This window comes from Altericroceibacterium xinjiangense, assembly GCF_003958635.1.
GTDB lineage: Bacteria > Pseudomonadota > Alphaproteobacteria > Sphingomonadales > Sphingomonadaceae > Altericroceibacterium_A > Altericroceibacterium_A xinjiangense.
Map to the genome: position 1 here is coordinate 114378 of NZ_RSEK01000008.1, position 20542 is coordinate 134919.

The 20542-nt window shown below is 65.3% G+C and carries 16 protein-coding genes; 3 read left to right on the forward strand and 13 right to left on the reverse strand.

Translation table 11 applies throughout. The annotated features are described in order from the left end of the window. The first annotated feature begins 62 nt into the window (after positions 1-62). Positions 63-2213 carry a TonB-dependent receptor gene (locus ELY13_RS10835; protein WP_126173928.1) on the forward strand — a complete coding sequence of 717 codons (2151 nt, stop codon included), beginning with the start codon at positions 63-65 and terminating at the stop codon, positions 2211-2213. A 67-nt stretch (positions 2214-2280) separates the two neighbouring features. Here the strand turns inward: ELY13_RS10835 and ELY13_RS10840 are convergent, their stop codons facing one another. The 6 genes from ELY13_RS10840 to ELY13_RS10865 form a co-directional block, all read right to left on the reverse strand. Then, positions 2281-3297 carry an endonuclease/exonuclease/phosphatase family protein gene (locus tag ELY13_RS10840; RefSeq protein ID WP_126173929.1) on the reverse strand — a complete coding sequence of 339 codons (1017 nt, stop codon included), beginning with the start codon at positions 3295-3297 and terminating at the stop codon, positions 2281-2283. An 88-nt stretch (positions 3298-3385) separates the two neighbouring features. Further along, positions 3386-4009: a nuclear transport factor 2 family protein gene (locus tag ELY13_RS10845; protein WP_126173930.1), complete on the reverse strand. Its 624-nt coding sequence runs from the start codon at positions 4007-4009 to the stop codon at positions 3386-3388. A 12-nt stretch (positions 4010-4021) separates the two neighbouring features. Continuing rightward, positions 4022-4474 (reverse strand): DoxX family protein, encoded by a 453-nt coding sequence (locus tag ELY13_RS10850; protein ID WP_126173931.1) that lies wholly within the window; start codon positions 4472-4474, stop codon positions 4022-4024. An 85-nt stretch (positions 4475-4559) separates the two neighbouring features. Continuing rightward, positions 4560-5114, reverse strand: a complete 555-nt coding sequence (dcd, locus tag ELY13_RS10855) for a dCTP deaminase (protein ID WP_126173932.1) — start codon at positions 5112-5114, stop codon at positions 4560-4562. A gap of 87 nt (positions 5115-5201) precedes the next feature. Beyond that, positions 5202-8315: a bifunctional proline dehydrogenase/L-glutamate gamma-semialdehyde dehydrogenase PutA gene (putA, locus tag ELY13_RS10860; protein ID WP_126173970.1), complete on the reverse strand. Its 3114-nt coding sequence runs from the start codon at positions 8313-8315 to the stop codon at positions 5202-5204. 81 nt (positions 8316-8396) lie between these two features. Beyond that, positions 8397-9227 carry a CmcJ/NvfI family oxidoreductase gene (locus ELY13_RS10865; RefSeq protein WP_126173933.1) on the reverse strand — a complete coding sequence of 277 codons (831 nt, stop codon included), beginning with the start codon at positions 9225-9227 and terminating at the stop codon, positions 8397-8399. Positions 9228-9327: 100 nt separating this feature from the next. Here ELY13_RS10865 and ELY13_RS10870 point away from each other — a divergent pair, with 100 nt between their 5' ends. Beyond that, a complete protein-coding gene (locus tag ELY13_RS10870) occupies positions 9328-10056 on the forward strand; it encodes an Nmad3 family putative nucleotide modification protein (RefSeq protein WP_126173934.1) in 729 nt (242 codons plus the stop codon). Here ELY13_RS10870 and ELY13_RS10875 read toward each other — a convergent pair whose 3' ends face one another. Together ELY13_RS10875 and ELY13_RS10880 are read right to left on the reverse strand one after the other, a co-directional pair. Then, positions 10057-11598, reverse strand: coding sequence for a L,D-transpeptidase family protein (locus ELY13_RS10875; RefSeq protein ID WP_126173935.1), 1542 nt, complete (start codon positions 11596-11598; stop codon positions 10057-10059). A 380-nt stretch (positions 11599-11978) separates the two neighbouring features. Then, entirely contained in the window at positions 11979-13814 is a 1836-nt protein-coding gene (locus ELY13_RS10880; RefSeq protein WP_241233653.1) for a methyl-accepting chemotaxis protein, read from the reverse strand. A 305-nt stretch (positions 13815-14119) separates the two neighbouring features. Here ELY13_RS10880 and ELY13_RS10885 point away from each other — a divergent pair, with 305 nt between their 5' ends. Next, the gene (locus tag ELY13_RS10885; protein ID WP_164549775.1) at positions 14120-15490 is read left to right on the forward strand and encodes an alginate export family protein; all 1371 of its coding nucleotides are present in this window, start codon (positions 14120-14122) and stop codon (positions 15488-15490) included. Positions 15491-16038: 548 nt separating this feature from the next. Here ELY13_RS10885 and ELY13_RS10890 read toward each other — a convergent pair. The 5 genes from ELY13_RS10890 to ELY13_RS10910 all read right to left on the reverse strand — a co-directional run bounded on the left by ELY13_RS10890 (position 16039) and on the right by ELY13_RS10910 (position 20203). Continuing rightward, positions 16039-16830, reverse strand: coding sequence for a transporter (locus tag ELY13_RS10890; RefSeq protein ID WP_126173937.1), 792 nt, complete (start codon positions 16828-16830; stop codon positions 16039-16041). 62 nt (positions 16831-16892) lie between these two features. Then, a complete protein-coding gene (locus tag ELY13_RS10895) occupies positions 16893-17582 on the reverse strand; it encodes a hypothetical protein (RefSeq protein ID WP_126173938.1) in 690 nt (229 codons plus the stop codon). A gap of 78 nt (positions 17583-17660) precedes the next feature. Continuing rightward, positions 17661-18995: a S8 family serine peptidase gene (locus tag ELY13_RS10900; RefSeq protein ID WP_126173939.1), complete on the reverse strand. Its 1335-nt coding sequence runs from the start codon at positions 18993-18995 to the stop codon at positions 17661-17663. 15 nt (positions 18996-19010) lie between these two features. Then, positions 19011-19721 (reverse strand): anti-sigma factor family protein, encoded by a 711-nt coding sequence (locus tag ELY13_RS10905; protein WP_126173940.1) that lies wholly within the window; start codon positions 19719-19721, stop codon positions 19011-19013. After that, entirely contained in the window at positions 19718-20203 is a 486-nt protein-coding gene (locus ELY13_RS10910) for a sigma-70 family RNA polymerase sigma factor (protein ID WP_126173941.1), read from the reverse strand. The genes ELY13_RS10905 and ELY13_RS10910 overlap by 4 nt, the downstream gene beginning before the upstream one ends. Between the last annotated feature and the right edge of the window lie 339 nt (positions 20204-20542).

Consider the following 20542-nt stretch of genomic DNA (forward strand, 5'->3'; position numbering starts at 1 on the left):
TATTTTCCGCTCAAGCGCGGACCGGCTGTCCGATGACAGCCGCATTCAACGGGTAAACACATATGCTTCGCCTGACCGTTCTTCTTGCGGGAACCGCCGCAATCCTGCTGCCCAGTGTCGCCGCCGCGCAGGAAACCGCTCCTGCTCCTGCCCCTGTTCAAACCGAATCGGATGACGATTTCCACGGTTCGATCATCGTCACCGCCCCGGGGCTTGAGCAGCTGAACCTGCTGGCCGGGACGTCCGTGCTTTCGGGGCTTGAACTGCAGCGCAACATGGCGGGCCAGATCGGCGAGATACTAGCAAAGCTGCCGGGCGTTTCGGCCACCAGCTTCTCTCCCGGCGCGTCCCGCCCGGTGCTGCGCGGATTTCAGGGCGACAGGGTCCGGGTACTGGTGGACGGCATCGGTTCGATCGACGCATCGAATACCTCGGCCGATCACGCGGTGCCGATCGATCCGCTCACCGCCGACCGGATCGAGGTGCTGCGCGGGCCCGCCGTGCTGCTTTACGGCAGCTCGGCCATTGGCGGGGCGGTGAACGTGATCGACAAGCGCATCCCGCTCGCCGTACCGGACGAACCGGTGCACATCGATGCGCTGGCGGGGGTCGATACCGCCTATGACTTGCGGGAAGGCGGAGCGTCGGCCGACGTGTCGCTGACAAACCGGATCGCGTTCCACGTCGATGGGTCCTACCGCACCACGAACGATGTCGAGATTCCCGGCTACGTCCTGTCCGACGCGGCCCGCGCCGATTTGCTGGCCGAAGCCGAGGAGCACGCGGCCGAAGAGCCGGAAGAAGCCGCAGAGTTCCGTGAAATGGCGAACCAGCGGGGTGTCCTGCCGAACAGCGCAACCGAGACATGGTCGGTAGGCAGCGGGATCGCGTGGTTCGGAGACAACGCCAACCTTGGCGTGTCGGCCGGTTGGTACGACACGCAGTACGGCGTTCCCATGCGTCCGGGAACCGAACACCACCACGAGGAAGAGGAACACGCCGAGGGCGAGGAAGAGCACGCTGAGGAAGAGCACGGGCACGGCGAAGAAGACGTCTCGATCGGGCTGGAGCAGTTCCGCGCAAACCTGCGCGGTGCGGTCAATCTGGGCGGCTTCTTCTCCGAAGCGCGCACGCGGTGGGGCTATTCCGATTACACGCACACCGAATTCGAAGGCGACGAAGTCGGCACCGTCTTCCAGGTGGAGGGCGTCGAAGGCCGGGTCGAACTGGTCCAGACCCGGCGCGGCGGCTGGAGCGGCGCCATTGGCGGGCAATTTCTGCACCGCGACTTCTCCGCGATCGGAGCGGAAGCTTTCGTGCCGCCGAACACCACCGACCAGTACGGACTGTTCACCTTGCAGCAGCTCGATGCCGGACCGTGGGAACTGCAGCTGGGCGGCCGGCTTGAACGCACCGAGACGGGCGTGACAACCACCGGGCTGAGCCGCGACTTCAACACCGTCTCCGGCGCGGCCGGTATATCCAGCGATATCGCGAGCGGCTTGCGGGCCGGGATCAACGTGTCCCGGGTCGAGCGCGCACCGACGGCCGAGGAATTGTTTGCCGAAGGGCCGCACATCGCCACCCAGCAATTCGAAGTCGGCAACCCCGACCTGACGAAGGAAAGCGCCTGGGGTCTGGAAGGGTACGTCCGCGGCCGCGCGGGCCCGGCCACTGTGAGCGTCAGCGTGTACCGTAACTGGTTCGATGCCTTCGTCTACCTCCAGGCCACCGGAGCGGAGGAAGACGAACTGCCGGTCTACCGCCAGCTGCAGCAGGACGCCAATCACTTCGGGATCGAAGGCGAAGTGACCGTGCCGGTGTGGCGCAAGGGCGACTGGACGCTGCTGGCCGACGCGCGCGGCGATTACATCCGCGCGACCCTGGCCGATGGCAGCCCGGTGCCGCGCATCCCGCCGCTGAACCTGCTGGGCGCGCTGGAGCTGCAATCCCCCCGCTGGGAAGCGCGTGCCGAAGTCCAGTGGTTCGATGAGCAAGACCGCATCGCCGAATATGAAACGCCGACCAGCGGGTTCACCTGGGTCAACGCCTCGGTCGCGTGGAAGCCCTGGCGCGGGACCAATAACCTGACCGTGATGCTGCAGGCCGACAACATCTTCGATGTCGAAGGGAGGCGCCACGCCAGCTTCACCAAGGACTTCGTCCCGCTGGCCGGGCGCAACGTGAAGCTGAGCGTGCGGACCAGCTTCTAGCAGCGAGCCCGGCGCGAAAAGATGGCAGCAACCTGGAGCGGGCAAGATCCGCTCCAGGTCAAACCGGTCAGCGCCCCGCCTGCCCGTTCAGGCAGACGTCCGCCAGCAGCGGGAAGTGATCGGATCCGACATCCTCCAGCGGATCGAACCCGACGATGCCGAAGTGCGGCGTGACATAGGCATGATCCAGCGGCCAGCGCGCCAGCGGGTTGGATGTGGTGAAGGTGGCGTCGAACGCCCGGCCCACGCGCGGGTCCTGCATTCCGCTGGCTTCCTGAAAATCCTGGTTGGTCCAGCCCCACGGAACGTCGTTCAGGTCTCCGGCAAGCATTGCGGGCCGGTTATTCTGCCCGATCTCACGGGCGACTTGCATCAGGTAGGCGTCTCCGCGCGTCGTATCGTGGGCGGCGGGCGGCTTCGGATGCATCCCGTAAAACTGGAAGCTCTTGCCTGAAGGCAGGTTTACCCCCGATTCGATCGCCGGGACGTACCCTTCGACAGGATGGCGCACCTGCGGGGAAGAGAGCGGCAGGCGGGAAAACAGCATCATGCCCCAGGCATCGTCCCGCGGCGCCGAAACGACATGGGGATAGGCCTGCTTCACCGGCTCCAGTGCATCGGCCCACCAGTAATCCGTCTCCATCGCAAGGAACATGTCGGGGTTCACCCGCGAAACGAGGTCCAGCACCGGCTCGCTCTGCTGGTTCTTGTGGAGCACGTTCAGCACCAGCACGCGGACGCGGTCTTCCGCCGCGCAAGCCTCGGCCGTGCGCACGTCCTTTGCCCAGACCGGCGTGTAGGGCAGCAGGTACGTCAGTTGATAGATGATCGTGGCCAGCACGGCGGCGAGCAGGAGCTTGGGCGGAGTTCTTCGCAGATTGAGGAACAGCGCCGTCAGGATGGCAACCACCATCAGCACGATCGTGACCTGCACTTGCGGGAAGGCCAGTATCCGGATCCACCAGGTATCCCCGCGAACCAGCGGGATCAGCGCCACCGCGATCGAGCCGAGGCCCAGAACCCAGAGCACCACCCTCAGCCATTGCGGAGCTTTTCGATCGCCGTCATCCCGGGCGAGCCTCATCGCCTGTTCTCCCCTGTGTCTGCGCCGGGCTCCCTGCGCCCGCGCTACAGGAACGACGCGCTGGCAGAGGGCCGGTTCCGCAACGGCTTCAGGGTTCGTCGTAGTGGAACGGGGCGATCACCGGCTCCGGATAGGCTTCGTACTCGAAGCTCGGCGGCAAGTCGGGTTCCAGCCCATCGACGGAGCGCAGCAGCGGAATTCCGCCGCGGTGCCACCCTTCGTCGTATTCGCAGTAGAAGTTGATCACTCCGTGGAGCTTCGCGATCCGCCATGTATCCTGTTCGCGGACATACGCGTTCTCATACGTCGCTTCCCCCCAGCGGGCGATCCCGCCAAGCGATCCGAACATGATCAGGGAACGCCAGCGGCCTTTCGCCGTGCCCGCCCCGCTGTCGATGTGCAGCACGGGCTGCAACTGCATGTGGTTGAACAGCTTGCCATAGCCGTAGCCGGGCAGGCGCGTGAGATAGGCCCGCACGCGGTCCCGTCCCACGTAGATGCCGCGCCCGGCGATCTCCAGCGTGCCGTCGGCCGCGAACAAGTCCGCCGCGCGGTCCCACAGCCCCTTGTCGACATAATAGCCGTAGGCGCCCTGCAGGTTGACGAGGTCGCGGTAGTCTTCCGCCGATTGCGCCCGCTGCTCCAGCTGCTCGGTCCGCACGCGCAGCGCGCTCAGCTCCGCGCGCAGCAGTTCGATCTCCTCCAGTCCCATCCTGCTTCCCCCTTAATACCGCCACCACGGCGGCTTGCCGCGGTCGTCCGGATCATCTTCCGCTTCGCGCGGAGGCCAGGCGTCCCGGCGTTCCGCCCGCATGTAATCGTAGTCCCACCGCATGTGGCCGTAGGCAAACACCACCAGCAAGCCGCCGATGATCGCAATGTTCTTCAGCGCAGCCAGTCCTTCTACCGGATCGGTCAGCTGGTTGTGGAACAGGAACACCGTGACGGCGACGAACACCGCCAGCACGATCGCGACGGCCCGGGTCGCCAGTCCGGCAGCGAGCATCAGCCCGGCGCAGACTTCGAAGATTCCGGTCGGCAGCGCGAGCGATCCGGGCAAACCGACCTTTTCGAGCATTCCGGCGGCATAAACGGGCGCGGCAATTTTCCCCGCTCCGGTAACAACGAACAACAGCCCGATCAGTATGCGGCCGATCACCGCAGCGAGCATCGACATATGGCGTTTCTCCCAACGGATAGACGCCCCCTTGTCTGTCTCTGAATGCGCGAGATCGGCCTTGGGTCCGGAAAGCCGTCGAACGTCACAGCTTGGGCAGCGTCACTCCGCGCTGGCCCATGTACTTGCCCGCCCGGTCGGCGTAAGTCGTCTCGCACCGTTCGTTCCCTTGCAGGAACAGGAACTGGCACGCGCCTTCATTGGCATAGATTTTCGCCGGCAGCGGCGTGGTGTTGGAAAATTCCAGCGTCACGTGCCCTTCCCAGCCGGGCTCCAGCGGGGTCACGTTGACGATGATCCCGCAGCGGGCGTAGGTCGATTTGCCGAGGCAGATCACCAGCACATCGTCCGGCACGCGGAAGTATTCGACCGTTCGGGCAAGCGCGAAGCTGTTGGGCGGGATGATGCAGACGTCGGTCTTGCGATCGACGAAGCTGTTGGCGGCAAAGTCCTTCGGGTCCACCACCGCGTTGTCCACGTTGGTGAAGATCTTGAACTCGTCCGCCACCCGGGCATCGTAGCCGTAGGAAGACAGGCCGTAGGAAATGCAGCCGTCGCGCCGCTGACTTTCGACGAAGGGCTCGATCATCCCTTCGCCTTGCGCCTTGTCCCGGATCCACTTGTCGCTGAGAATCGCCATGGTCCGGGATTTGCGGATCGGAACGCCCAAGGCAAGCGCGAAGCCTGCCCGGGCGTTCTCTTATCCCCACGCTTGTCTTCCGAACGCCTACCCCGCCGCAAGCAGGCTGGCGTTGCCGCCAGCCGCGGTGGTGTCGACGCTGGTTACCCGCTCGGTCGCAAAACGGGTCACGTAATTCGGCCCGCCTGCCTTGGGGCCGGTGCCGGACAAGCCTTCCCCGCCGAACGGCTGGGATTCGACCACCGCGCCGATCTGGTTGCGATTGACGTAGATGTTTCCTGCCCTCGCCCGTGCCTCGAGCAGCCGCCGGGTCGCGTCGATCCGGCTGTGCAGACCGACCGTCAGACCATAGCCGGTGGAGTTGATCTCATCGATCACGTCCGGCAGCGCCCCTGCCTTCCAGCGAACGACATGCAGCACCGGGCCGAAGTTCTCGCTCGACAGGTCCTGGATCGATCCGATCTCGATAATCGCCGGGGCAACGAAGCTGCCGGTGGCAGTGGCGGGAAGGTCCCGCTGCCAGACGGGAAAGCCCTGCTGCCGCATCGTGTCGATGTGGCCATCCAGCGACGCCTTGGCCTCGGCGTCGATCACAGGGCCGATGTCGGTCGCTAGATTTGCCGGATCGCCGATCACCAGCGTCTCGAACGCGCCGCGGATCATCTCCAGCATCGAATCCGCGACATCCTCCTGCAGGTAGAGCACCCGCAAGGCGGAACACCGCTGCCCCGCGCTCTGGAACGCGCTTGCCACCACGTCGCGGGTGACTTGTTCGGGCAAGGCGGAGGAATCGACGATCAGTGCGTTTTGCCCACCGGTTTCAGCGATGAGCGTCGCGATCGGGGCGTCGCGTGCGGCAAGGCTGCGGTTGATCGCCCGCGCGGTCGCGGTCGACCCGGTGAAGGCGACCCCGGCAATGCGCGGGTCGGATGTGATTGCAGCGCCCACCTCGCCGGCACCGGGAACCAGCTGGAACACGTCCGCAGGAATGCCGGCTTCGTGGCACAGGCGCACGGCGAGCGCGGCAATCAGCGGGGTCTGCTCGGCCGGTTTGGCGATCACCGTATTCCCGGCCGCGAGTGCGGCGGCGGCCGGACCGACGAAGATCGCCAGGGGGAAGTTCCACGGGGAAATGGTCGCGAACACCCCGCGCCCGTGCAGGCGCAGGCGATTTTCCTCCCCGGTCGGGCCGGGCAGCGGGACGGGGGCTGTAAACAACCGCCTTGCTTCATTCGCGTAGTAGCGCAGGAAATCGACCGCTTCGCGGACTTCCAGCACCCCGTCGATCGTCGTCTTGCCCGCCTCGCGCTGGCACAGGGAAAGGAACGCGTCCGTATTCGCCTCGAACACGGCCGCCGCACGGTCGAGCAGTTCGGCACGGGCAAGCCCGCCCAGCGCATCCCACTTCGGCTGCACGGCAACGGCGCGGGTAATCGCAAGGTCGACATCCGCCTCGGTCGCTTCCTGCACCGTGCCGACCGCATCGGACGGATTGTGGGGGGAATGGATCGTGCGCGTCTCGGCATTTCCCGATGCTGCGGCAAACGTGGGGGCGGCCTGCCACTGGCGCGCCGCCATGTCCGCCAGCCGCTGCTGCAATGGTTCGCGCACCAGCGGATTGGTCAGGTCGGTCCCGGCGCTGTTCAGGCGGTCGGGGAATATCTCGGCCGGCAGCGGGATCAGGGGATTGCGCTTCGGCTCGGTCGCGGCGAGCTCAGCCACCGGATCCTGAACCAGATCGGACACCGGCACCTCGCCATCGGCCATTCGATTGACGAAGGAACTGTTGGCCCCGTTTTCCAGCAGGCGGCGCACGAGATAGGCCAGCAGGTCCTTGTGCACGCCCACCGGGGCGTAGATCCGTACCGGCGTGCGGTTCTTCTCGCCCTCCTGCTGTGCCAGGGCGGCGTAGATATCCTCCCCCATCCCGTGGAGCCGCTGGAACTCCAGTTCCTTACGGCCTGCCAGCGCCTTGATCGCGGCGATGGTGTACGCGTTGTGGGTGGCAAAGGCGGGGTAGATCGCATCGTCCGCCGCCAGCAGCCGATCGGCGCAGGCGAGGTAGGACACATCGGTTGCCACCTTCCGGGTGAACACCGGGTAATCGCGGTGGCCGCCGATTTGCGACAGCTTGACCTCGGTGTCCCAATAGGCGCCCTTGACCAGGCGGACCATCAGCTTGCGGCCGTGGCGCCGGGCCAGTTCAACCACCCAGTCGCACAGCGGCACGGCGCGTTTCTGATACGCCTGCAGCGCCAGGCCAAAGCCCTGCCAGCCGTTTTCGAACAAGGCGTCTTCGGCCACCAGCGCCTCGATGATGTCGAGCGACAGCTCCAGCCGGTCGGCCTCTTCGGCATCGATGGTGAAGCGGATGTCCGCGCGGCTCGCCGCCAGCGCCAGATCGCGCACGATCGGGACCAGCGCCGCCTTCGCCGCTTCGGCATGATAGACGCTGTACTTGGGATAAAGCGCCGAAAGCTTGACGGAAATACCGGAATTGCGCTGCATGTCCCCGGTCGACGTCTGCGCGATCCGCTCGATCGCCTCGGCATAGGCGCGGCGGTACCGCTCCGCGTCTTCGAACGTCATCGCCGCTTCGCCCAGCATGTCGAACGAATGGGTCAGGCCGCGCTTGCGCTCCGGCTCGGCGCGTTTCAGCGCTTCCTCGATCGTACGCCCGAAGACGAACTGCCCGCCAAGGATCCGCATCGCCTGCAGCGTTGCCTGACGGATCATCGGTTCGCCCAGCCGGCCGATCGCGCGGCGCAGCGCGTTCTGGTTCGCCTCTTCGGACCGCAACAGGTTGCCCGTGAGCATCAGGGAAAAGGTCGCGGCGGTCACGAAGGTGGAACTGCTTTCGCCCAGGTGTTCCGACCAGTCGATCCCGGCAATCTTGTCCTGGATCAGCGCATCGGCCGTTTCAGCGTCGGGAACGCGCAGCAGCGCTTCGGCCAGGCACATCAGCGCGATGCCTTCTTCCGTCCCCAGCCCGTAGGTGTGCAGGAAGGCGTCAAGCCCGCTCGCCTTGTGCCGCCGCGCTCCCTCGATCAGGGTGCTCGCCAGCGCCGAAGCCTGCGGATGGAGGGCGGAAGCCGGGGCAGCCTCCATCATCCGCTGGACGGCGCACGCGCCTTCCTCCTCGCGGTACGCAGCCCGAAGGGCGCTGCGGTCAAGAGGGGCGCTAAGGTCGATGGGGGCCATGGTCATGGCCGCTTGCTGGCTGCTCGGTTTCACCCCCAAACAAGTCCTGCGGCCACGCCTCGTTCCAGACTCTCCAAGACTCTAGTCATACCAGTAGGCGATGGAGCGCATTTCCACGCTGGCGCGGGGGACTGCATCCTCCCCCACCGTCGGATCGGAAAAGCCCGTGTGCGGGACGTAGCGCGCCTTGTCGGCTTGCGTGTCCCAGCGCTTGAACACCAGCACGTCTTCGGGCCGCATGCCGGAATAGTAGTGCCAGCGATGGCGCGGGGAGAAGCGGAAGTTCATCGACGGAAGACGCCAGACGATCTGCCCGTCCCGGTCGAACCCGGCCGATGCCTCGATCACATCCTCGTCCCGCACGGTTTGTGCATCGCAGATTGCCAGCGGCACGTCGATCGGCGGACCGGAGAACGCGCGCCAGATATTGTGATGGGCGCAGCGCTTCACGCGCCGTTCGGGATGGGGATTCACCTCCCGCGTCTGCTGCTCCGCGGCGGAAAAATAGACATCCGAATGCACCAGCCGCGCAGGGTAGGAATTGTCGCGCGTACCAGCTTCGCCCGACCGTTCGCCCCAGCGCAGGATCGCAGGACCCGTGACGACGACTTCATCCGCACCGGTTACCTGCTGGATAAAGCGCGCGATCTCCGGCGGATGCACCGTGTTGACCACTGCCGCCTCACGCCAATCGGTTATCGCGCTCGGCATTTCGAACAATTCGAATCCGTTGACGTCGAGCCGGGGCGGCGCGGCCATCGTGCGCGCGTCGGTGATCTCCACCGTGTGCGGATCGCGGTGGACAGTATCCAGGCTCTGGTCGTTGGCGTGGAAGGTTTCCACCTGCCCGGTGTCGAGCGCGTAATTGACCTGCGCCTCCACCACGCGCGGCTTATCGAGCGTCTGTCCCATCATCCTCTCCTTTTTACCGGATGATGGCGGTTTTGCCGCTTCCGCGAAAGGCGATAATTTACGCTTGTTTCCAGATGGATAGCGCGGCACGGCAGCGTTTATGAAGATCGTCTTCAGCCGCAAGGGGTTCGATTCGGCCAGCGGCGGCGGCCCGTCGCCGATCATCGACGGAAGGCCCGTCAGCCTGCCGATCCCGACCAACGGGGCCCCGCATGAAACCTACAGCGCGCTGGGTCTGGGCGAAGCTGTCACCCGGGCGAGCCGCGGCAAGCTGGGGCCGCAGACGGCGTGTCATCACGATCCGATGTTTCTGGACGACGGGGAATGCCTGTTCGGCCAGTGCGGCGCGGCGCAATCACACCTGGCCAACCGCGGTGTCGGCGTGGGCGACGTGTTCCTGTTCTTCGGCTTGTTCCGCGAAGAAGGGGGCGATCCGCACCACCGAATCTTCGGCTTCCTGCGCACCGAAAGCATTACGCACCTCGCCACCTGCTCGCCGGGGGAACAAGCCGCGCTTGCCGCGTACCGCCATCCCCACGCACTGACGCCTTATGGCCGGAATGACGCGATCTACCGCGGGCGGGGACGCACCGCAGCGAACTGCGATCCCGCCCTGCGGCTAACCGTGCCGGGCGGGCCGGTCAGCCTCTGGCAAGTGCCGTCCTGGCTGCAGCAGACCGGGCTGACCTACCATGACCGGCCGGATCGCTGGCTTGCGGGAAACCGGCTGAAAAGCGTCGGCCGGGGACAGGAATTCGTCAGCGACTTAGGGGAGCACCCGCCGGCGCACGAATGGCTGGAGCGGGTGCTGTATTCGCTCGAACGCTAATTACCGTGCGGCGAACTGCGCCAGCTGGACCGAATCCTGCTTGTAGACATCGTCGAGGTAAGCAATCGAATCCCCGTTCGGGACCGCCGTCAAGTAGGTGATGAACACCGGCACCGGATCGGGCAGGGCCAGGTACTGTTCCGGATCGCCCGACTTGCGCTGCAGCGGACGACCGAAGAACCATTCCCCCAGCCTCGGCGCATCTTCGAGCCGGATACAGCCGTGGCTGAACTGGCGGGCGTCCTCATCGAACAATTGACGGCTGGGCGTGTCGTGGAGGTAGATGCCGTCATCGTTGGGGAAAGTGAATTTAACGTCGCCCATCGCGTTGCTGCCACCGGGCAGCTGCCGCACGCGAAGCTCCACTTTCCCGGCGGCGACCGCCTTCCAGTCCACCGTCTTGGGATCGATCACATGGGCGTCGCGCGTCCAGTCGGACAGCGCTTCGTAGCCCATGGATCCGAGCGATTCGCCCTTCAGGATCCTGGGTGCGAGGCTTTGCTGCACGATTTCGACCGGCACGTTCCAGTAAGGGTTCAGCGTGGCGTAGCGGATCATCCCCGCCATCGGCGGCGTGGGGCTGCCACTTTTGCCGACCACCACTTTCATGGCCCCTTCCTGCTGGCCGTTGCCATAATAGAACAGCTGCGCCCCGGCAGTGTTGACCACCACGTGGCGCGTCCAGCTGTCGGGCAGCAAGCGGGCGCGCTCCAGGTTCAGGCGCAGCACCGGCAGGTAATTGCGCCCTCCGTTCAGGACGGCCAGCGTTCGCGGGCCCACCACGCTATCCGCGGCGATCCCGTGCTGCTGCTGAAACCGCGCCAGCGCAGCCGACAGCGCCAGATCGAACTGGTCACCCGGCTCGACGCCCAGCCGCTGGCGCAGCAATTGCACGCGTTCGCCGCTCATCCCCTGGCGCAGCACGGGGCCGGCCGGAATGGTGATCGGCGCGCCGTCGCTCAAATCGGCCCGATACCGCCGGATCTCCTGGCGCACCGCGCCGTAAAACGGGCTCATCCAGCCCATCTGCGTCACATAGTCGGGAAACGATCCGGCCAGTGCGGCCCGGGAAAGCACTTCGTCCTCTTTCAGAGAGCGGGGCTCAAGCTCCGGATCGAGGTAGCGGATGCCCATCCTGGGCTGCCGCGTATCGCGTACATAGTGCGCGAATTCCCGCGACAACCGCACTTCCGCGCGGGCAAGCGCCTTGGGCTCGCCGCTCCGCGCCCGGGCGATCAGTTCCCGCAAATCGTCCGGATCATAGTCCCGGGCATCGAGCCCGTCGGCGTCCGCCGTGTCGATCAGGCCAAGAAACTCCGACGCGGCGGGTGAAAGCGTATCGTTCTGGATCCACAGCGGCTGCCAGGAGCGCTGGGCGTAGAAATCCTCAATCCGTCCGCTCGCCTCGCGCTTGATCTGGCGCGCCAGATCGCGGCTGACCGTCTCCATGGAAGAGGAAGCTTTCGCGTGGGCTGTCGCCGGGAATGTCACCGGAGTGATCGCCAGGGCGGCAGCTGCGCAAGCAAGAAGAGAAGTTCGCATTGGTTCCTATCCGCATGGGCCAGAGCTCCATGCTCCCGCCCTCGTCCTATCACGCCCCCCTTTCCCCCTGCTGACTGGCGCAGCTTTTGCCGCACCGTGTTCTGTCATCAGAATAATAGAACCTTTTCGGGGAGTTGAAGGTTCCCGGCACGGCGCCGGGGCGGATCGACGTGAAGCCCTGCCACGCGGGCTGAAAGAGACCAAGCGCGGTCGCACGAACGTATGGAACTACGCCGGCACAGGCTCGATCGGAGCATGCAAACAAGGGAGCGGACGATGCACTCGGTAGCCTCGCCCGACGTGTCGTGGACGCAATTTGCGACTGTTCGCAGCGCGGCGAGATCGGACCCGGGCTGGGGCTCGGGCTTGACCGCAGCCGATTACGCGGAGAGTGCGACTGCTCGCAGCGGCTCTTCCGCAAGGCCAGGAAGAGCCCGATCGCCGGACTGGAGGCGATTTGGCTGTTTTCCGCGCGGCTGGCCCTCGATTCTGAAGCGCGTCGTCTGCTCCGCCAGAGCGTGAACCTCGCTTGAGAGATTGCGAGCCGCCGCGGACGTCTCCTCCACCATTGCGGCGTTCTGCTGCGTCGAATGGTCCATCGCGTGCACGGCAACGCTGATCTGCGTGATGGCCGAGGCCTGCGCCTGGTTGTCCGTCGCCATGCTTCCAAGCAGCCCGTGCACTTCACCGACGCCTTCCGAGATGTCGGTCAGGGCATCGTCGATCCGCTGCACCGCGCCGACTGCCGCTACGATGTCCGTCTGCGTGACGGTAAGCTGGTCGCGGGCGCGCCTGGCTTCCTCCTCGGCGCGGACTGCAAGCGCCGAGACAAGATCGGCAACCACCGCAAAACCGCGTCCGGCTTCGCCCGCACGGCCCGCCTCGACAGCGGCATTCATGGCCAGCACCCGGGTCTGGAACGCAATCTTGTCGACGCCTTCGATCACTTCATCGATGCTTCTCGCGCTCTCGCGTACGCGGCCCATTGCCTGCACGGCCTCCCCGGCAATGGAACGCCCCCCGGAAACGGACGAGATCGCCTCATCGGCGCGCACTACCGTGCGTTCGGCGGCGGCTGCGGTCGCCTTGATCCGTCCGTCGATCTCGGTGAGCGAAGCTGAGGTTTCTTCCAGGCTGGCGGCATTGCCTTCGGTCCGGCGGGCAAGGTCTTCAGCAGCCTGCGCAATCTCCTGCGACCCGGTGCGAAGCGTCTGCGCGCTCACAATGACGCGACTGATCAGGTCCCGCAGGCTTTCGACCGCGCCGTTGAAGTTCGCTTTCACTTGTTCATAGGCGCCGGAAAACTGCGCCTCGATTTCAAAGGTAAGGTCGCCCTTTGCAAGGCGGCCGAGGCCGTCGGACAAGGTGTCGACCACCTGCTTCTGTTCGGCGTCTGCCCGTGCCTTTTCGATCTGGGCCGCTGCCTGCGAGCGCGCATTGTCCCGGAACACCAGCACGGCCCGGGCCATGTTGCCGACTTCGTCGCGCCGATCATGGTACGGAACATCCATGCTGTTGTCGCCGTTCGCGAGCCTGTCCATCAGTCCGGTCATGGCCACGATCGGGCCGGTGACTTGCCGGCGCACGACAACGATCAGGACGCCGCAGATGACGGCAATGCCGATGAAGGAGACGAGAGCGAGCGTCCAGATGACGCTGGCGGACTGTGCGTCCATGGCAGCGGCACCGGTTTCCAGTTCCTGGTCCTGAGCCTGCACAATCTCCCCGAGCACTTCGTCAATGATCTCGTAGGCTTCGCGTGCCGGATGCTGGATGACGTCTTCTGCGGCTTCCTTCTGGCCGGCCATCCACAGCGCCGGCACCGTGTCGGTCGCCTTGTAGTAGTCGGCAAGACCCCGTTCCAGACGGGCAAAGCGCTGGGTGTCCTCGCCGTCCATGAACGGGCGCAAGGCATCCAGCCGGGAGGTGAGTTCTTCCCGCTCGGCCGCGATATCGTCCAGATGCTTGCGGAAATCCGGAAGATCGTTCTCGATCACCGTCGCATACCAGATCTGGTGCATGCGGCTCTTGTTCTCGTTGGCCTGGGCGGCGAGTTTCATGCTCTCCGCCTGCTTGTCGATGAGCGCGCGCGAATTCCCGGCCATCCTGGACAGTTCAAGGGTTCCGAAGCCGGCGATGAACACCGACAACGCGGCGAGCAACGCCAGTCCAAGCATGATCTTGTGCGAGATCCGCAAGCTGCTGAAGGCGCCCAAGTCCAGTCTCCGAATGAAGCCTCAGATGCGTGTCCGACCGATCGATGCTCCGCCGATCGGACAGCGTTGCCCTTATTGTAGAACAAGTTGCGAAGCCGCAGCCGTGCGGACGGCAATTTTACAGCCGCCCGGGGGGCGCCAAGTGCTTTTCCACCTCGCTGCGGCGGCTCGTTGCCGGGCCACTGCACCGCGCATTCCGCAGCCCATGACCGCGCTGCCGGAAGAACAAATCCGCCCATTCCGGGCCCGAACCCTCGGTTCTCGCCTAGAATTAGCGAACCCCGCCAATGTCATGGAGCCAATGCATGGTTCGCGCATCCCTGCGCCGGTTGCTGCTGTCCGCCGTTCTTGCCTGCTCCACCGCTCCCGTTCTGGCCGGTGCGCCGAACAGGCCGGATGCAGAGCCCGACGGCCTGGAAATCGGCGGCAGCTTCCGGATGTTCGCTGAGGCGATCGATGGGCAGTTCCGCCCGGGACGCGCCGAAGACGACGCGATCCTGTTGCTGCGCACGTCCTTGCTCGCGAGCTATACGACCGGCCCCGTGCAGGTGGTGGGCGAACTGGTGGACGCCCGCGCCTATGGGCAGGATCTCGATACTCCGATCAGCACGTCCAATGTCAACGCGCTGGAACCGCTGCAGGCTTACGCGGCGTTGGATCTCGGGCAGCTTGTCCACGCCCCGTTCGGCGGCAGCGTCAAGGCGGGGCGGTTCACGATGCACATGGGCGCCTCCCGCCTCGTCGCGCGTGCGGGTTTCATCAATTACCCCCACAGCTTCACCGGAGCGCAGATCGATCTTGCCGCCCGCGACAGCAGCCGGCTTCGCCTGTTCTGGACGATGCCGAACATCCGGCTTCCCGGGGACATCGAAGATCTCCAGCACAACGAGGTTGAACTGGACCGATCGACGACGGATCTCGAGTTTTACGGAGCCCACTACGCCCGGCCGTTGCTCAACACGGCGCAGGGCGAGATTTACCTCTATCGGCTGACGGAGGAGGACGCCCCCGGATACCGGACCCGCAACCGGAATCTCCTCACCTACGGAGTGCGGTTCCACCAGGCTCCGGTGGTCAACGCTTTCGACTACGACATCGAGTACGCTCTTCAAGGGGGCGAAGTCCGCGCAAGCTCGGCGTCCGCGGACTTGCGCGAACTCGACGTGGATGCCTCATTCTTCCACGCGGATGTCGGCCGCACGTTTGCAGACGGCTGGAAAACGCGCATCTCGGCTCATTTCGACTTCGCCAGCGGGGATGGTCCCGGGGCAGAATACAGTCGGTTCGATCCCCTTTTCGGGGCCCGTCGTGGCGACTTGGGGCCAACCAGCCTTTTTGGTCCGGTTACCCGGTCAAATCTGGTGTCCGGCGGCGTGCGCCTGGAAGCGAAACTGAGCGACCGGCTGGATGCGATGACGATGTACCGGGCGCTTTGGCTGGACGAGCCCACCGACAAGTTCGCGCTGACCGGAGTGCGCGATGCGACTGGCAATTCCGGCACCTGGGCCGGCAACCAGATCGAGCTGCGACTGCGCTACTGGGTCGTGCCCAGCCGCCTGCGGCTGGAAGCCAGCGGCGCGTATCTCGACAAGGGCCGTTTCCTGCGTGATGCTCCCAACGCTCCCGCAACGGGAAACACCCGCCACGGTTACCTGTCGCTGACCACCAGCTTCTAGTCATCGGGAGCCCTGATCCGTTTCCTCTTCGGCCGGCATCCGCACCGGCGCAAGTCGCTCAAGGTCGGTACAGCGGTCTCGTACGTCTGCCGTGACGGTCTCTGGCTGCTGCGACTTGCAACCTGCCGGTACAGCGCGAATGCAGGCACGCTCTGCGAGATCCGGACGCGGTCTGCATTCGTGCGGCCAAGCCAGGTTGAGCGCCTGGAACGGCCGGGGAAGGACAGCCTCAACCTCGTACTGAAGGACGGAGCGAGCGTTCAGGTAGGGCCGAGCTACGTGAAGACCGTGCTTGAGCAGCTCACATCGGGCAGGAACTGACGCGTTCCCATCCGGTCGGCGCGGGCAGGGAGAACGACCTTGAAGCTCGACGCTCTGCTCTGCGGCCGTCTGCCCGGGCGATCAGCTCTCGGGAAGCTGGCCGAACCTGCTGGGGAAGCCGGAAACCCGGCGAAGGGTGTCCGGAGAGAGGAAGTGCCGGTAGTACGTTTCGGTTCGGGCATGCCTTGCGGGGGATTGAGGACGGCCGGGCGGCCGCCCTCACCGGGTCAGAAAACTCGCGCCGTCATGAGCAGCCCCACGCCGAGGTCCGGAGCGCCTGCGCTCAACCCGGCGACGCCGTACCCCGTCAGGTTCAGGCGCGAGCCCACAGGGACGCTGAGCCCGCCGAAGAGGCTGTGGGAATCCTCGCCGAGAGAACTGATGGCACTGGCATAGTCGTAGGAAGCGATGAGCACGGAGCGGCCGAGAATGGCGCTGAAGCCTGCGGAGGCGGTCGGACCGCTCTCGAGGTCGAACCCTTCCGGGTCTCCGGGAAACCTGTAGCCGGCACTGACGAACGGGATGATATCGCCCATCGGATAGGAGACTTCGCCTTTCACGGTGTAGTCTGTCTCGCCGGTGGTCAGCTGGTCGCTCTCCTTCGACGTAGGCAGTTTCATCCGGCCGCTGAGCGTAAACTGCGGTCCGGCTACCTGCTCGCCGCGGAAGGTGTAGGCAGCGCCAAGGCTCAGGTCGCCAACCCCCTCGCGCGTGCCGCTTTCGGTCGGAACGCCGGGGACCTGCTCGCCGCCCGGCCCGATGACGACCCCGCCAGGCCCGTCGATACGAATATAGGGGACAGAAGCGGTCAGCGCGAGATTGCCGGTCGTGGCACGCAGCGCGACAGGGACGACAAGAATTTCGGTGTCCCCGGCTTCCGATCCATAGTCGCCGGTCGAGTAATCGACACCGGTCGACGCGGATAGCGAGAAGTCGGAACCTCCGGTGGACTGTGCGAAGGCCGGGGCACTCGTGCAGGCAAGCGCAGCCATCCCGAAGGCGAGGTAGAAGGGACGCACGTTAACACTCCTTAGATAAAAAGGGAGCGGCCGCGCCGCTCCCCAAGGCTGGTAATGGCTGTCTAGCGGCCGCGGCCGGGTACCGCGGTCACTGCGTCCCGGATCGCGCGCGCCTGTTCGGCTGCCGCCTGCCCGTTCGCCCGGGCAGCCTGGGCCTGCTCGACCACAGCAGAGGCGTTCACGCGTGCAGCCATCGCCGTATCGACCACAGCAGCGGCATTCCCGCGTGCGGCCATTGCCGTGTCGACCACAGCAGAGGCATTCCCCCGTGCAGCCATTGCCGTGTCGACCACAGCAGAGGCATTCCCCCGGGCACCCATCGCGGTTTCGACGACAGTCGATGCGCTCGAGCGCGCAGCAGCAGCGTTATCCTGCACAATTGCGGCGTTCTGGCCCGCAAGTGCGGCCGCGGTACGGCCACGTGCGCGGGCCTCTGCTGCAATCGCCGCTCCCGGCGCATTCGCCGAAACCCAATTGCCGATGCCGCCTTGCTGGGCGTTTTCCTGCGCGTAAGCACTCACACGAGCACCAAACGCACCCTGCGCTTCGGCTCCGTCGTCAGGCGCGAGATCATCCATGTCGACATCAAGACTATCGTCGAGACTATCGTCGCGGCCGGCTTCAACGTCGGCTTCAACGTCGGTTCCGATCTCGACTTCGCTTTCGAACTCGCCACCGTCCTGATCCTGCGCGAATGCCATGCTGCTGGCGCCCAGCAGAAAAGCTGCTCCCAAGATGTTCAGATTCCGCATCGGTCAGTTCCTTTGTGACACTATGGACAGGTATAGAACGACCGCCGGCGGGCGAATAATTCACCCCCGCTGCAAATTTTATCGGCAACTGCCGCAGACAAGCCCCCGGCCGAACACCGGATCCGGTCCCGACCGGCCCAGATCCTCCGATTCCCGGACGAGTGCCGCCACTCGTCCGGCTCCGCTCGCCCGCCACGCTCTGCCCGCCACGAGCGGCGCAGCAAAGGAGGTGCCGCGCACTCTGACCAGCGCGCCATTCCTTCCGACCGCCAGGATGTTCGCCCCGGGTGCGGCGAAGTCCACATGATCGCCCCGCCCGGCTTCGACCAACGCCCGGTTGCGCGAGTCCACTCCCGTAACGCCAACCACGTTCGGATAAGCCGCAGGATACATCGGCGGCGCTGCAGGACCTCCGTTGCCGACCGGGGCAACTACCAGCATGCCTTGCGCCTGGACCTTTTCAATCGCGCTCGCCACGATCGGATTGGCCGGACCGACGAGGCTGACGACGACCACCGGCACTTTGCGCTCCGCCATCCAGCCAAGCGCCCGCGCGAGCGCCAGCGAATTGCCTCCCTTCGGGTCGTTGCCGTAGACATCCGCGATCAGGAGCGGAGCGCCGGGAGAACCGCTCTTGATCCTGCCCGTGCCCGCCGCCAGCGACGCCACTGCGGTTCCGTGCGCATTTGGCAGGGGTGCACCGGCGGCAAAGCCCCTCTGGTTGAGCTTCGGAAGCAGTACGCTTTCGGCAACACCGCCATCGATGATCCCTATGGCGGGCGCGGTAACTTCGCTGGAAATCGCAAGCCGCGCCTTCGCGCGCGCACTTGAAGAGGATCCGCTCTGTACGTGGATGTAGTTTGCAGTGAACCGAGTTTCCGGAGCAATCCGCTGCAATTCGGCGACAGCCTTCTGCAGCGATTCCCCCGCAGGGACGCGAAACGTCACGTAGCGCGTATCTATACCCTCGACGGTTTCATCGTTCACGATGGCAAGCCCGTGCTTGCGCGCCGTGTCCAGAGCGCCGGGCGCAGGATCGATTGCCACGATTTCACCCCGGACAGCTGGAAAGCGATCGACCAGCTCCAGAACCTGCTCATGGGAGCGAACGAGATCCCTGAACCGGGCGAACTGGGCGGAAGCAAACGCGGGGACATTGTCGCGGGATGCCATCCGGAGGCCCGCGGAAGCGGCCTCTGCGGCGCGAGCGGGAAGATCCAGGACCCTTCCGGCACGCTCCTGCGCGGCAGCGCTTGTCTCTTGCGCCCGGCTGGCCCGTTCCTGCACGCGGGAGGCAGCCTCGATCGCGCGCTGCGCGTTCTGCTGGGCAAGATCGGACGGCTGTGCGACGGCTGTCGCGGCAGCCGCCGCGAGGAGCGTCGAAACGAAGGCAAGTCTGGCCGGAAGTCTCATCGAAGAAAGCTACCTTTATCGTTTCAGGCGGGGCCAACCGGCATCGCGGGCCGCCTTTTCTTCGCGCGCATTCATCGGCTCGCCCGTCAGCAATTCCTGGGCACTGCTCATGATCAGCGCAGAGGCGCTGCCCGCCTGCTGATACTCGAGGCCCGGCGACTGCTCACCCGGTGCAATCAGTTCCAGGCGCCACTCACCGCGTGAGCGGCACGCGAGACCGGAAACCTCCGCAGATTCGAAAGTCCGGCACGGCTGCCCGCCTGGCCCAACAAAGCTGATCCCAACCTGTACGGGGGCATCCGGTCCCTGGTTCGATGCGAGCTGCACATCGAGCGCGCGGGAGAGCTGGTCCTGCGGCAGAAAGGCGGTCGTGACGCTGCGCCCGCCGGTCAGTCCGTCAACCCCGATGCCCAGGAACAGCCCAAGGACCAGGGAAGCCGCAAGGGCCGCGAACTGCCCCCGATGCGGGATGCGGCTGGCCGGGGCGGACTTCCGGATCGGGACGACGCGGCGTTCGGCTCCGCGAAGCAGCCCTGCCAGCCTCTCGGGCACTTCCTCTTCCAGCGCGGGATCATAGAGCCCGGAGAGTTCCTGCCGGAGCTGCTTTTCCCGGGCAACGGCATCGCGCACCCGCACATCCTCGGCCATCGCGCGTTCGACCCGTTCCCGTTCCGCGTGCGCAAGCTCGCCGTCCACGTAGGCCATCAGTTGTTCTTCGGTAATCATGTGGCCTCCAGGCTCTGCATCAGTCTTCTGCGCGCGCGCACCAGCCGCGAAGTCAGTGTTCCCATGGGGATCTGCAGCAGATCGGCAGCTTCCCGGTAGGAGAGACCCTCCACCCACACCAATGCGGCGGCCTCCTGCTGTTCGGTGGGAAGAGCATTCATGGCTTGGTAAAGATGCATGTCGCCGACCGGATCGGGTGTAACGGCACGGGCAAGCGAGGGGTCATCGGCAGCCTCCGCGGGTGCGAGGTGAGCTGACTGGCGGCGTTTCCTGCGCAGCTCATCTATCCAGCAGTTGCGCATGATCGTGAATATCCAGACATCCAGCCGAGTGCCTTGCTGCCACAGGACTCGCCGCTTCAGCGCCCTTTCCAGTACGATTTGGCAAAGATCGTCCGCATCGGCGAAATCCCGCGTCAGGGAACGGGCGAAGCGGCGCAGGCGCGGGAGCAGGCCCAGCAACTCGCGCTCAAACTGCTCCAACTCGGCACTCCGTTCGTTTCATGGATAATACGATCCAGCTGGCCGGATTAATTCCGGAATGGAGAAAAGTTTTCCCTTCGCCGCGCCCGTGATCCCCACGGCAGCTCATGATAGCCGACGCGGTGTCGTACCGGCCGGCAACCCTCACCAAATCGGATCGGTTCTTGGCGCGACAGCGGCCTGGCCAGCTTCATCGTCGGCACGATCGTTGAGACCGGAACGGAGAACGCGGCAGCCGGACCGCTGCCGACTTGCGGCTGCTTTCGCATCGACAAGGCAGGTCCAAGCCTGCCCGTCATACCCGTGGCTGTCCCGGCGGAGGCGGGCAACGCCCGCGGC

What these genes read in the sequence shown, in the direction of transcription:
- ELY13_RS10835 (WP_126173928.1), top strand. Translation starts at nt 63, where the DNA reads ATGCTTCGCCTGACCGTTCTTCTTGCGGGAACCGCCGCAATCCTGCTG.
- ELY13_RS10840 (WP_126173929.1), bottom strand. Translation starts at nt 3,297, where the DNA reads ATGAGGCTCGCCCGGGATGACGGCGATCGAAAAGCTCCGCAATGGCTG.
- ELY13_RS10845 (WP_126173930.1), bottom strand. Translation starts at nt 4,009, where the DNA reads ATGGGACTGGAGGAGATCGAACTGCTGCGCGCGGAGCTGAGCGCGCTG.
- ELY13_RS10850 (WP_126173931.1), bottom strand. Translation starts at nt 4,474, where the DNA reads ATGTCGATGCTCGCTGCGGTGATCGGCCGCATACTGATCGGGCTGTTG.
- dcd (WP_126173932.1), bottom strand. Translation starts at nt 5,114, where the DNA reads ATGGCGATTCTCAGCGACAAGTGGATCCGGGACAAGGCGCAAGGCGAA.
- putA (WP_126173970.1), bottom strand. Translation starts at nt 8,315, where the DNA reads ATGGCCCCCATCGACCTTAGCGCCCCTCTTGACCGCAGCGCCCTTCGG.
- ELY13_RS10865 (WP_126173933.1), bottom strand. Translation starts at nt 9,227, where the DNA reads ATGGGACAGACGCTCGATAAGCCGCGCGTGGTGGAGGCGCAGGTCAAT.
- ELY13_RS10870 (WP_126173934.1), top strand. Translation starts at nt 9,328, where the DNA reads ATGAAGATCGTCTTCAGCCGCAAGGGGTTCGATTCGGCCAGCGGCGGC.
- ELY13_RS10875 (WP_126173935.1), bottom strand. Translation starts at nt 11,598, where the DNA reads ATGCGAACTTCTCTTCTTGCTTGCGCAGCTGCCGCCCTGGCGATCACT.
- ELY13_RS10885 (WP_164549775.1), top strand. Translation starts at nt 14,120, where the DNA reads ATGGTTCGCGCATCCCTGCGCCGGTTGCTGCTGTCCGCCGTTCTTGCC.
- ELY13_RS10895 (WP_126173938.1), bottom strand. Translation starts at nt 17,582, where the DNA reads ATGCGGAATCTGAACATCTTGGGAGCAGCTTTTCTGCTGGGCGCCAGC.
- ELY13_RS10900 (WP_126173939.1), bottom strand. Translation starts at nt 18,995, where the DNA reads ATGAGACTTCCGGCCAGACTTGCCTTCGTTTCGACGCTCCTCGCGGCG.
- ELY13_RS10905 (WP_126173940.1), bottom strand. Translation starts at nt 19,721, where the DNA reads ATGATTACCGAAGAACAACTGATGGCCTACGTGGACGGCGAGCTTGCG.